We start from the raw sequence: 12404 nt of genomic DNA, 5'->3' as shown, positions 1-12404 counted from the left end.
TGCTCGTGTGGCGTCCTGCCCGCAGTGCCCGGCGATCAGCGCGGACACACAGCGAAAAATCATAGCAGAACGGGCGCCCGGAGGGGCGTCACCGGCGATTCAGTGTCTCCAACACCGCGTTGAATCGATCACGTTCCAGGATCGCACCCTCGCGGCGGAGGTCCGATTCGAGGACCTGGATGACGCGATCGACCCTGACCTCTGACGGGCGGCCCTGGCGATCCCAGTCGCCGGTGCCGATGTCGACGTAGTCCTGATCCCGTTCCCGCGCGTTGTTGTGGTCCTTGGAGGTGAGCATGAGGGCCAGCAGGTAGTCCCCGTTGTGCCCGATGATCAACACCGGACGGTCCTTACCGCGCGAGTGGTCCTCCTGGTAGGGAACCCAGGTCCACACGATCTCCCCGGGATCGGCGTTGCCGTCCGGGTGCGGGTCGTACACCGCATCCACGCGTCCCGTGAAATCCCCGGGATAGGGGCGCGACAAACGGCCCTGCCCTTCGTGGGACGACGATCGTCCGTCGCCCCCGCGTGACGAGGCGGTCGAACGACCGGGGTCGGCAACCGTGGAGGTGGCCGTGGGCCGCCGCGACGCATTGCGCCGGTCCTGTTCGCGTTTGACCTGCCTGAAGGTGTTCACTGCCAGTCGCGCAAGTCGAGTCCAGTTCACGTTCATGGGTTCATTGAACCATTCCCCCCAGTCCGGAGAGCCGACAGCCCGGTGAACCAACAGCCCGGACAGCCAACAGCTGCACGGTCACTACGCGTCGTGCAGATTTATGATCGAAACATGGTCCCCCCGCGCGAGCTCGATCCGGCGTCCAAGCGTGAGCTCATGCTCATGCTGCAAGACTTCACGACCGAGTCCACGCGGTACGCCGAGGGCGTGCGTCGTCTCCACCGCCTCGGCCACAGCGATGTCCACGCCCTGGCCGAAATCATGCGGGGACAGCGCGAAGGCGCGCCACTTCGCGCCGGCGACGTCGCACGTCGACTGGTCATCTCTGCCTCGGCGGCCACTGCTGTGATCGACCGACTGGTCAAACACGGCCACGTCGTGCGAGTCATGGACTCCGGTGACCGCAGGGAAGTCGTGCTCAACGCCACCGCTTCGGCCGCTGCCACGGGGAAGGCCATGTTCACCGCCATGGACAATGAGCTCGCCGGTGAGTTCGCGCAGTGGGATCCCGAGGAAATCGAGATGCTCCGGCATCGCCTGCCGCAACTCACCGAGGCCATCCGAAGGGCGCAGGCGGCAGCGTCGGTCGAGGAGTCAGGCAGGGCCGAATGAAGTTCGGTATTACGAACATCGAAATACTGTGATGCAATGGGCGGGTGCCCCATTCTTCCCGGTCGCCCTACGCGACCTCACTCTTCGGCCCCAGTTCCGCACCGTCGTCGGACGCCCTGGCGAACTGTGAGCGAGTCCTGGCGCGGTTCTTCGAATCCGCACGGGAGCGCGCGGTTGCGCTGTCGCCGCTGTACGTCGAGCTGTGGACGGAGATCGAGCGCGCGACCACCGGCGGAAAGCGGCTCCGGCCCGCACTGGTCGATCTGACGTTCCGGGCATACCCCGACGCCAGGGGAGAGAGTGCGGTCTCGGCCGAGACTGTGGCATCCGTCGGTGCCGCTTTCGAACTGCTGCACACAGCGCTGATAGTGCACGACGACGTCATCGACCGGGATGTCATCCGACGCCATCAGGACACGTTGCACGTTGCCGCGCGTGGACGGGCGCAGAGTGCGGGTGCCGCACCGGATCGTGCCGAGCACTACGGGACGAGCGTGGGCGTGGTGGCCGGTGACCTGGCATTGAGCGGTGCTCACCGACTCGTGGCCACGAGCGGACTGCCCGCCGGACGCCTGCTGGACGTGCTCGAGCTGCTGGACGAGGCCGTCTTTGCCTCCGGGGCGGGGGAACTGCTGGACATCCACCACGCCCTGCCCGGAATTCGCCCGACGGCGGAGGAGGTGCTGAAGTCCACACGACTCAAGACCTCCGTGTATTCCTTCGAAGCGCCGCTCCAGGCGGGCGCGCTGCTCGCCGGGGCTCCGGCCTCGGATGTGGAGAGCCTGGGTAATGTCGGACGGCACCTGGGGTTGGCCTTCCAACTGGCGGACGACCTGCTCGGCGTCTTCGGCTGCGCGGACACGACGGGCAAGGCCACGAATGCGGACCTCCTGGAGGGCAAGTTCACCCCGTTGATCATGGAAGCCCTGAACACCCCGGAGGGTCCCGAGGTGTTGGCCCTGCTCGCGGGACAAGACGGGCGCGAAGGACAGGACGAGCACGAGCGCCAGGCCGGACGGGAAGGGCAGGACGGGGCGGCGCAACGGGTGACGCGGCTGCGGGAATTGTTGACCACCTCGGGCGCCCGTACTCGGGTGGAGAACAGCGCGCGGAAGGCCGCTGACGATGCGGCGCACACCGCGCGGGAGGGCGGGCTTCCACCGGGCCTCGTCGACGAGATCGCCCACCTTGCCGTGGGCTCCGTGGAGCGGTTGCGATGACCGAATCCCTGCCCGTCGACCTCCGATCGGCACACGAGTACGACGCGGCGGCCCGCGCGGCGTCGTCGGTGGTCATCGACAAGTACTCCACCTCCTTCGGCCTGGCCAGCCGCCTCCTGGGCCGAACTGTCAGGCCCCATGTGCGGTGCGTGTATGCGCTGGTGAGAGTTGCCGACGAAATCGTCGACGGCGCCGCCGCGGCCTCGGGTGTGTCCCGCTCCCAGACCGTCGAGTTGCTCAACGAACTCGAGGTGGAAACCCTCACCGCCCTGGAACGCGGGTTCTCCACGAATCTGGTGGTGCACGCTTTTGCACGGACGGCGCAGCACGCAGGCATAGGTGCTGATCTGGTCGTGCCGTTCTTCGCGTCGATGCGCGCGGACCTCACCACGCTCAGACACACGGAGGAGAGCGTGGCGGACTACGTATACGGGTCCGCGGAGGTCATCGGTCTCATGTGCTTGCGGATCTTCATGACCGGAAACCCGGTGGAAGCCGACCGGGAGGCCCGCCTGCAGCACGGGGCGCGGTGCCTGGGCGCAGCGTTCCAGAAGATCAACTTCCTGCGGGACATCGCCCAGGACTACCGCACGCTGGGGCGGGTGTACCTGCCGGGCACGGATCCGAGCACCCTGACCGAGGCGGTCAAGAATCACCACCTGGACAGGATCGACGCCGATCTGGCGGTGGCACGAGCCGCCGTCGACGACCTGCCAGAATCCAGTCGAACGGCGGTTCTCTTGGCCCACGACCTCTTCGCGGAGTTGGCAGCCCGGCTGCGAAGCACCCCCGCCGAGGACCTCCTCGACACACGGATCCGGGTGCCGGACACGCGCAAACTGGTGATCCTCGGTCGGAGCCTGGCCACCGGCAGATTCGGACGCGGACAATCGTGGGCGCGCGGAGCGGCGAGTCCGTTCCCGCCGACTCGGCAACGGTGAAGGAGCACTGAGCGATGGAACGCATCGTCGTGGTGGGAGCGGGAATCGCCGGACTTGCGGCGGCAACGCTGCTGGCCAAGGACGGCCACCAGGTCACGGTCCTCGAACGTGGCGCGCGCACGGGCGGCCGCGTGGGCACGGTGCAACGCGACGGGTTCACGTTCGACACGGGACCCTCGTGGTACCTCATGCCCGGAGTCTTCGACCACTTCTTCCGACTCCTGGGGACCAGCGCACAGGAACAGTTGGACCTGGTGCGGTTGGAGCCGGCCTACCGGGTCTTCGGTGAGGGGCACGATGACGCATTGGAGATGCGTTCCGACCTCGACCACACAGTGCGGGTCTTCGACGCCGTCGAGCCCGGGGCGGGTCGGAAGATTCGGGTATACCTGGAGTCGGCTAAGACGGCCTACGACCTTGCCGTGCGCCACTTCCTGTACACGTCCTTCACGTCCCCGCGGTCGTTCCTGAGGCTGCTCCACCCGGATGTCCTTCGCCAGGTGCCGCGCCTGTCGCAGCACCTTCTGCGCTCTCTCCACGCCCTCACGCACAGAACGGTCCACGACACGCGGTTGCGCCAGATCCTGGGCTACCCGGCGGTGTTCCTGGCCACCCGCCCCCGCGACGCCCCGTCGCTGTACCACCTCATGTCCCACCTGGACCTGACCGAATCGGTGCAGTATCCACGGGGTGGGTTCTCCACCCTGATCCGCGCGATCGAACGGCTGGCGGAACAGCACGGGGTTCGCATCGTGCTCCATGCCGACGTTCAAGAGGTGCTCACGGATCAGGCAGCCCCGGAGGCACCGCGGGGGAGGGGCCGACCGCACGTCACGGGCGTGCGGTGGGTGGACGCGGACGGCGTCTCTCACATCGAACCCGCGGAGCGGGTGGTTTCGGCCGCCGACCTCCACCACACCGAAACCCAGCTGGTCCCCGCCCACCTGCAGACCTACCCCGAGCGCCACTGGGACACCGTGACCAGCGGACCTGGTGCGGTGCTCGTGATGCTGGGCATTCGCGGTCGACTCACGGAATTGGCCCACCACAATCTGTTCTTCACGAAGGACTGGGACCGCAATTTCGGTGCGATCTTCGACGAACCCGCGTACGTCCCCGACCCCGCGTCGATCTACGTGTGCAAGCCTTCCGCAACCGATCCCACGGTTGCCCCGCAGGAGCACGAAAACCTCTTCGTCCTGGTCCCCGTGCCCGCCGACGTGTGGATCGGCGAGGGAGGCGACGACGGGGACGGGTCGCCTCTGGTGGAAGCCGTGGCCGACCGGGTGATTCAGCAGATCTCGGACTGGGCGGACATCCCGGACCTCGCAGATCGGATCGTGGTGCGCACGACCCTGGGTCCAGGGGACTTCGCCCGGAAGTACAACGCCTGGCGGGGCAACATGCTCGGACCGGCTCACACGCTGCGGCAGTCCGCGTTCTTCCGCGGCCGGATGACCAGCAAACGGATCCAGGGGCTACACTACTGCGGTTCCACGACAGTGCCCGGGATCGGCCTCCCCATGTGTCTGATCAGCGCGGAGAACCTGCTCAAGGACGTTCGCGGCGACACCACCACCGCGCCCCTGCCGGAGCCGCGGACGTGAACCTTCTCAACTTCCTCCACCTCGGCGCGCTGGGGTTCAGTCTGGTCGGCATGGTCGTCCTGGACGCGCGGTTCCGGCTGTTCTTCTTCCGTGCTCCGGCGAGGGCGGGCGCGGTCATGGTGGTGGGCGTCGCCTTCTTCCTGCTGTGGGACGCGGCCGGAATCGTGCACGGGATCTTTCTCCACGGGGTTTCGGATATGGACAGCGGGCTGCTTCTGGCCCCCGAACTGCCGGTCGAGGAGGTCGTGTTCCTGACCTTCCTGTGCTACCTGACCATGAACCTGTACACCGGATTGAGCCGCTTGGCCCAACGGCGGGCGGCACGCGCAACGCCCGATGGGCACCGGGGGACGGACGCGTGACCTACGGTGCGTTGATCCTGGTCTTCTGCACGCTCGCACTGCTGCCGTGGGCACTGCTGCCCGCGGCGACCTCGGGTCCAGAGCGGCTTCGCGGGCGCACGGCCGTGGTGATGCTGACGACGCTGATCGTCCTGTGCGTTCTTACGGTCGTCTTCGATTCGTTGATCATTTCTGCCGGGTTCGTCGAGTACGGAGCGGGCGCGCTCAGCGGTATCAGGCTGTGGCACGCGCCGGTGGAGGACCTGTCCTACGTGCTCGCGGGTGTCCTGCTGCTCCCCGGACTCTGGCGGGGCCTCGAGGACCCGCGGCGTGCCCGCGACCACCTGGCCATGCTGGTCTCGACCAGCCGTCCTGTTTCCTGGGTGAACACCGCCTACCCGTTCGCTGCCGCCTACCTTCTGACCGAGCACCGAGTGGACGATCTGCTCGTGGTCGGCACGATCTTCTTCCTGATCCCGTACAACCTGTTGATGTACGGGATCAATGACGTCTTCGACCACGAGTCCGACCTTCTGAATCCCCGCAAGGGCGGGCTCGAGGGTGCGCTCGTGGACCCGAGTCGGCATCGGGGCATTCTGGTGGCCTCGGTGGTGTGCCCGGTGCCGTTCGTGCTCTATCTGCTGTTCTCCGGTGATGTCGTGGATGCGGTGACGTTGGCGGTGAGCCTCTTCGCGGTGGTCGCGTACAGCGTCAAGGGTCTGCGGTTCAAGGAGAAACCGGGGCTGGACTCGGCTACCTCAGCCACCCACTTCGTCTCCCCGATGATCTACGGCCTGGTTCTGGCCGATGCCACCTGGACCTGGAGCACGGTGGCCGTCACCCTCGCGTTCTTCGTGTGGGGCATGGCCTCGCAGGCCTTCGGAGCGGTGCAGGACGTTCGTGCCGACCGTGCAGCCGGGCTGGGGTCGATCGCGACCGTCGTCGGTTCTCGCCGCACTGTGTGGGCTGCGTTGTGTGGCTACCTGGCGGCGGGTCTCCTGTTGCTGACCTCGGCCTGGCCCGGGCCCCTCGCGGCCTTCCTCGTCCTGCCCTACGTCGTGAATCTCGTGCCGTTCCTGCGGATCGACGACGATTCCTGCGAAACCGCCAATCGGGGGTGGAAGCGCTTCCTGTGGATCAACTACGTCGTTGGATTCGCCGTGACCATGCTGCTCATCTACTCAGCTTGGGACTGAGGATCTGGGACTGACGCCGCGGCCCCGTCCGGACCAGGCCGACGGGGGATCGTGAGAGACTGTGTCACTGATCCGTCACGCCGGGACGGTCGTCCGTCCCAGGGTCGGCCTGACCACCCTGGGTTCCGCACCCGCACATCCTCCCGGCCCCGTTCGTTCCGAAAGGCCAGCCTTGTCCCCACAGGCCGTCGTTCCGCCCGTGCCGGCGAGCACCGACCCGTCGTTGCTGCGCAATTTCTGCATCATCGCGCACATCGATCACGGCAAGTCCACCCTGGCCGACCGCATGCTGCAGGCCACCGGCGTGGTCACGCCCCGTGAGATGAAGGCGCAGTACCTGGATCGCATGGACATCGAGCGCGAGCGCGGCATTACCATCAAGTCCCAGGCCGTCCGCATGCCGTGGCGGGCCGACGGCACGGACTTCGCGCTCAACATGATCGACACCCCGGGGCACGTGGACTTCACCTACGAGGTCTCCCGTTCGCTGGCGGCTTGCGAGGGCGCGCTCTTGTTGGTCGATGCCGCACAGGGCATCGAGGCCCAGACCCTGGCCAACCTGTACCTGGCACTAGAGAACGACCTGGCCATCATTCCCGTGCTCAACAAGATCGACCTCCCCGCCGCGCAGCCGGAGAAGTACGCGGAGGAACTCGGCAACCTGATCGGCGAGGACCCGGACCGCGTGCTGCGGGTGTCGGGCAAGACCGGTGAAGGCGTCGAAGCTCTGCTGGACCGGATCGTCGAGGAGATTCCGGCGCCCGTGGGGCAGCCGGACCAGGCCTCCCGCGCCATGATCTTCGACTCCGTGTTCGACACCTACCGCGGCGTGGTCACGTACGTGCGCGTCGTCGACGGCGATCTCAAACCGCGTGAGCGCATCAAGATGATGTCCACGGGGGCCGAACACGAACTGCTCGAGATCGGCGTCATCTCACCGGAACCCAAGCCCACCAAGGGCCTGGGGGTCGGCGAGGTCGGCTACCTGATCACGGGCGTGAAGGACGTGCGCCAGTCCCGCGTGGGTGACACGGTCACGGGTGCGGCCAAGGGTGCCACGCAGGAACTCGGCGGCTACGAGGACCCGAAGCCCATGGTGTTCTCGGGTCTGTTCCCCATCGACGGGTCGGACTACCCGGCGCTGCGTGACGCCCTCGAAAAGCTGCAGCTCAACGACGCCGCACTGGTCTGGGAACCCGAGACGTCGGCCGCCCTGGGGTTCGGCTTCCGCTGTGGCTTCCTGGGTCTGCTGCACCTGGAGATCACGCGGGAGCGACTGGAACGCGAGTTCGACCTGGCGCTGATCTCCACGGCGCCGTCGGTGTCCTACGACGTGACTCTGGAGGACAACACCGAAACGGTGGTGACCAACCCGTCTGAGTTCCCCGAGGGCAAGATCAAGGAGATCCGCGAGCCCATGGTCTCGGCCACCATCCTGGCGCCGTCGGACTTCGTGGGCGCGATCATGGAACTGTGTCAGTCCAAACGCGGCCAGATGGGTGGGATGGACTACCTCTCCGAGGACCGCGTCGAGCTGCGCTACCGCCTGCCGTTGGCCGAGATCGTCCTGGACTTCTTCGACCAGCTCAAGTCCAAGACCAAGGGCTATGCCTCCTTGGACTGGAAGGCCGACGGGCAGGAGGCCGCCGACCTGGTCAAGGTGGACGTGCTCCTGCAGGGCGAACGCGTTGATGCCTTCTCGGCGATCACGCACAAGGACAAGGCCTACTCCTACGGCGTCATGATGGCGGGCAAACTCAAGGACCTGATCCCGCGTCAGCAGTACGAGGTTCCCATCCAGGCGGCGATCGGATCCCGCATCATCGCCCGCGAGAACATCCGGGCCATGCGCAAGGACGTGCTCTCCAAGTGCTACGGCGGTGACATTTCCCGCAAGCGCAAGCTGCTCGAGAAGCAGAAGGAGGGCAAGAAGCGCATGAAGATGGTGGGGCGCGTGGAGGTGCCGCAGGAGGCCTTCGTGGCCGCGCTCTCCTCGGACAGTTCCTCGGCGGACAAGAAGAAGTGACGGCCTGCGTGCCCGGGGCGACGGGGTCCCGCGTGCGCGCGGTGACGACGTCGTACAAACCGCGCACGGAGGACGCCTGGGGTCTCGTGCAGCATGCGGGGGTGCCGGGTGCGGTCTGGGTGATCGACGGGGCCACTCCACTCGGCGTCGCGGACCGTGTCCTGGGCAACGCCCAGGTCTCCCACTTCGCGTGGGCACTCAGCGAAGCCTTGACCAACCACCTCGCGGCCGTTCCCGGACTGCCCGTACGGGCCGGTGTGCTCAGCGCCGTCGAAGCGGCCCGGGCTGACGCGGCACGGTCTTTCGCCGCGAGGTATTCCGGCGCCACGGTCCCCACCGCCACACTCGCGCTGGTCCTGCGCCACGGCCCACACCTGGTCGCAGTGACCCTGGGGGATTCGGCGCTGTGGGTCGAGACAGCGGACGGACTCCGGGCCGTGGTCGATCCGCAGTACGTGGGCAACGAGGACCGCGCCCTGTCCCGCTGGCGGGCACTGGTCGAGGACGGCATGTCGACGCAACGCGCCTACGCTGAGGTGTTGGCGGGCCAGGCCGCCGCCCGGCCCCTGCGCAACACGCCACAGGGGCTGTGGATCCTGGGTGACTCCGCGGAGGCGGCCCCCCACGCGACGGTGGTGACATTCGCGGCCGCCGGGCCCACGCGCGTCGTCGTGGCCACGGACGGGATGGAACGTGTGGTGGAACCGTTTCGGCTCGCCACGCGCGAGGCGCTGTTCGAGGCCTTGCACACGGACCGTGGGCTGCACCTGGCTCAAGGCCTCCGCCGCGCGGAGGCGGCCGATCCGCTCAGGACTCGGTACCCGCGCCTCACCCCGTACGACGACGTCACGGCCGTGGCCGCGATCCTGTGACCCCGCCCGACCACCCCACCCGACCACCCCACCCGACCACCCCATGCAGAGGAGTGCCCGTAGTGCCCGCCCAACCCGAAGGTGACGCCGCCCCCGCCGACGGCCTGTTGCCGCCCAGCGTGCTCCCGGGGGCACAGGACCGGCGCCTGAGCCTGTACGTCCACGTGCCGTTCTGCTCCGTTCGGTGCGGGTACTGCGACTTCAACACCTACACGGCCCAGGAGCTCGGCCCGGGAGTGTCCCAGGAGGCCTACGCCGCCGATGCCGAAACCGAGCTGCGCTTCGCGCGTTCCGTTCTGGTGGACTCGGGGCTGCCCCATCGGCCGTTGCACACGGTCTTTTTCGGGGGCGGAACCCCCACTCGGCTGCCCGCAGAGGACTTGGTGAGCATCCTGGGCACGGCCCGCGACCAGTTCGGGTTGGCCCCGGGAGCCGAGGTCACCACGGAAGCCAATCCTGATTCCGTCACGGCGCAGGACCTCCGTGTCCTGGCGGACGGCGGACTCACCCGCGTGTCCTTCGGGATGCAGTCGGTCGTGCCACACGTCCTGGCTGCACTGGACCGCACGCACGATCCCCGCAACGTGGGCCGGGTGGTCGAGTGGGCCAAGGAGGCCGGACTGTCAGTGAGTGTGGATCTGATCTACGGCACGCCCGGGGAGTCCCTGGCGGACTGGGACCGGTCGGTCCGGGAAGCACTTTCCTACGAACCGGACCACGTCAGCGCCTATTCGCTGATCGTGGAGGACGGGACCCGCATGGCCGCGCAGATGCGCCGCGGAGAGCTCCCGGGGATCGACCCGGACGACCAGGCCGACAAGTACGAACTCGCGGAATCCGTGCTGGCCGAGGCCGGTTTTGAGTGGTACGAGATCTCCAACTGGTCCCGCGAGGCGCACGGGCGAAGCGCCGTGGAGAACCGGTCGGCCCACAATCTCGCCTACTGGCACAACCAGGACTGGTGGGGCGTGGGCCCCGGGGCCCACAGCCACGTCGGGGGAGTCCGGTGGTGGAACCGAAAGCATCCGGTTCCCTACACGAATGCAGTGCGGGCCGGTCGTTCACCGGCCGTGGGGCGAGAGGCCCTGGACGAGGAGACCAGGCTGTTCGAACGGATCATGTTGGAGACGCGCACGGCCGATGGATTGCCGGTGGACGCGCTGCCCGCTGAGCGACGGTCGGAGGTCGCGGGTCTCGTGGCGGAGGGTCTGGTGGACGGCCGCGCTGCGGTCGGAGGCCGTGTGGTGCTCACGCTGCGCGGTCGCCTGTTGGGCGACGCGGTGGTCCGTCGACTCGTGTGACCGCTACCGCTTCACCGCTCGTTCGTGTCCTGCGTGCGCTGGCCGGGGCGCACGGCCGTGATCTCGCCGGTGGCGTCGATCGGACCGGATTCCTGGCGGGCCTTGCGGCGCTCGGCCCGATGGCGGGTCACCAGGTCGTAGAGGTACCAGTTGAAGCGGTACACGTAGGGCCTGCCCTTGTTGACCGTCACGGCAGCGATTACGGAGAACACGGCCAGGGCCAGCCATGTCGCCGCGCCAATCAAGGCGAAGGCCCATCCCACGTAAGGGACGAAGGCCAGCAGCGCACAGGCGATGACGATCAGCGTGGGGCCGAAGGTGAAATTGGCCGCCTCAAGCGACTCCTGTTGGGTGAAACGCGCGCGTCCGCGGGACCACCGGTGGATCAGGATGCTCGGGAGACAGCCGGCGAACCCGAGCATGTGTGCCAAGGTGGCCAGCTGCTGGTCGTCCGTGACGCTGACCGGATGGGGTCGAGCGGAGACTCCTTCGAACGGTGTCTTCTGCTGCTCGTCGGTTCCACGGCTGCTGTTGGTCGAAACGGGCACGTCTACCTTCAAGATCGAGACCGTGCAGATCACGGTCGAACGGTCGGTGCTGCCAGCTGGATGTCGGCGCAGCGGGCCGGTTCCTGGGAGCCGGCGGCCGCTGGTGTCGCGGCAAATCGGTCAGCCCAGAGTTTACCCGCCCGCTCGGCGGTTCCTTGTCAGGCGACGGTGACGAAGTCGATCAGTTCCTCCACCCGACCCAGCAGGGCGGGTTCGAGGTCGGCGTAGGTGTCAACCTTGGCCAGGATCCGACTCCACGCCTTGCCCGTGTCCTCGGCGTTGGCATGCGGCCACCCGAGGCCCTTGCAGATCCCCGTCTTCCAGTCCGTCCCGCGGGGCACGTGCGGCCAGGCGGGGATGCCCAGCACGGAGGGTTTCACGGCCTGCCAGATGTCGATGTACGGGTGCCCCAGGATCAGGACGTTGCCCGGTGCCGACGGGACCCGCATGGTTTGTTCCGCGATCCGCGACTCCTTGGAGCCCTGCACCAGGTGGTCCACCAGGATCCCCAGGCGACGCGTCGGCCCCGGTTGAAAGTCGGCTACCGCGGCGGCCAGGTCGTCCACGCCGTGCAAGGGTTCGACGACGATGCCCTCGACGGCCAGGTCGTGTCCCCAGACCTTGGCCACCAGTTCGGCGTCGTGCTTGCCCTCGACCCAGATCCTGGAGGCCTTGGCCGTGCGGGCACGGAAGCCTTCGACCTCGACGGAGCCGGAGCGGGTCCGGCGAGGTGCAGACTTCTGCTCACGCCGTCGTGGTTCTGCGGCAATGACCGGCTGTCCCTCGTACAGGAAACCGGGCCCGAGGGGGAAGGCCCGAACCTTGCCGCGGCGGTCCTCCAGACCGAGCACGCGCATTCCGCCGATGGTCTCCAAGGACACGACCGCACCGACCCACCCGGTGGACACCTCTTCCAGGACCAATCCTCGAGCGACGGGCAGGGGCTGTGCCTGCGGGGGACGGCGCTGGGCGGAGAGCGATTCCAGGCTCTGCGGACCCCAAGACGGACCGGACAAGGGTTGCCTCCTGGCATCACTGGGACAAGCGCGGGACGTGGATTCGGC

The 12404-nt window shown here is 67.6% G+C and carries 12 protein-coding genes; 9 read left to right on the top strand and 3 right to left on the bottom strand.

What is annotated here, in order from left to right; genetic code table 11:
- Positions 1-88 precede the first annotated feature (88 nt).
- Entirely contained in the window at positions 89-673 is a 585-nt protein-coding gene (locus GWK18_RS00545) for a type II toxin-antitoxin system PemK/MazF family toxin (protein WP_123824171.1), read from the bottom strand.
- A 114-nt stretch (positions 674-787) separates the two neighbouring features.
- On the opposite strand from GWK18_RS00545, the gene GWK18_RS00540 reads away from it, so the two are divergent.
- The 9 genes from GWK18_RS00540 to hemW all read left to right on the top strand — a co-directional run bounded on the left by GWK18_RS00540 (position 788) and on the right by hemW (position 10792).
- On the top strand, positions 788-1288 hold the full coding sequence (locus GWK18_RS00540; RefSeq protein ID WP_123824174.1) for a MarR family transcriptional regulator: 501 nt from the start codon (positions 788-790) through the stop codon (positions 1286-1288).
- A 44-nt stretch (positions 1289-1332) separates the two neighbouring features.
- Positions 1333-2508 carry a polyprenyl synthetase family protein gene (locus GWK18_RS00535; RefSeq protein WP_123824176.1) on the top strand — a complete coding sequence of 392 codons (1176 nt, stop codon included), beginning with the start codon at positions 1333-1335 and terminating at the stop codon, positions 2506-2508.
- Positions 2505-3449, top strand: a complete 945-nt coding sequence (locus GWK18_RS00530) for a phytoene/squalene synthase family protein (RefSeq protein WP_166832465.1) — start codon at positions 2505-2507, stop codon at positions 3447-3449. Before GWK18_RS00535 ends, GWK18_RS00530 begins: the two co-directional genes overlap by 4 nt.
- Before the next feature lie 14 nt (positions 3450-3463).
- Complete coding sequence (gene crtI / locus GWK18_RS00525) at positions 3464-5056, top strand: phytoene desaturase family protein (RefSeq protein ID WP_166832463.1); 1593 nt, start codon at positions 3464-3466, stop codon at positions 5054-5056.
- Positions 5053-5418, top strand: a complete 366-nt coding sequence (locus tag GWK18_RS00520) for a lycopene cyclase domain-containing protein (protein ID WP_233568626.1) — start codon at positions 5053-5055, stop codon at positions 5416-5418. Before crtI ends, GWK18_RS00520 begins: the two co-directional genes overlap by 4 nt.
- The gene (locus GWK18_RS00515) at positions 5415-6593 is read left to right on the top strand and encodes a prenyltransferase (RefSeq protein ID WP_123824182.1); all 1179 of its coding nucleotides are present in this window, start codon (positions 5415-5417) and stop codon (positions 6591-6593) included. Before GWK18_RS00520 ends, GWK18_RS00515 begins: the two co-directional genes overlap by 4 nt.
- Before the next feature lie 172 nt (positions 6594-6765).
- Positions 6766-8619, top strand: a complete 1854-nt coding sequence (gene lepA, locus GWK18_RS00510; protein ID WP_166832461.1) for a translation elongation factor 4 — start codon at positions 6766-6768, stop codon at positions 8617-8619.
- Positions 8620-8627: 8 nt separating this feature from the next.
- Complete coding sequence (locus GWK18_RS00505) at positions 8628-9491, top strand: protein phosphatase 2C domain-containing protein (RefSeq protein WP_166832459.1); 864 nt, start codon at positions 8628-8630, stop codon at positions 9489-9491.
- Positions 9492-9553: 62 nt separating this feature from the next.
- Positions 9554-10792 (top strand): radical SAM family heme chaperone HemW, encoded by a 1239-nt coding sequence (gene hemW / locus GWK18_RS00500; protein ID WP_166832457.1) that lies wholly within the window; start codon positions 9554-9556, stop codon positions 10790-10792.
- An 11-nt stretch (positions 10793-10803) separates the two neighbouring features.
- Here the strand turns inward: hemW and GWK18_RS00495 are convergent, their stop codons facing one another.
- Both GWK18_RS00495 and GWK18_RS00490 read right to left on the bottom strand, forming a co-directional pair.
- Positions 10804-11340, bottom strand: a complete 537-nt coding sequence (locus tag GWK18_RS00495) for a DUF4870 domain-containing protein (RefSeq protein ID WP_233568627.1) — start codon at positions 11338-11340, stop codon at positions 10804-10806.
- 158 nt (positions 11341-11498) lie between these two features.
- Positions 11499-12356 (bottom strand): DUF3097 domain-containing protein, encoded by an 858-nt coding sequence (locus tag GWK18_RS00490; protein WP_123824190.1) that lies wholly within the window; start codon positions 12354-12356, stop codon positions 11499-11501.
- Between the last annotated feature and the right edge of the window lie 48 nt (positions 12357-12404).

It is taken from the genome of Kocuria sp. JC486, from assembly GCF_011602805.1.
GTDB lineage: Bacteria > Actinomycetota > Actinomycetes > Actinomycetales > Micrococcaceae > Kocuria > Kocuria soli.
Note: the sequence above shows the minus strand (reverse complement) of the source record. Positions and strands in the feature narration are given on the sequence as shown.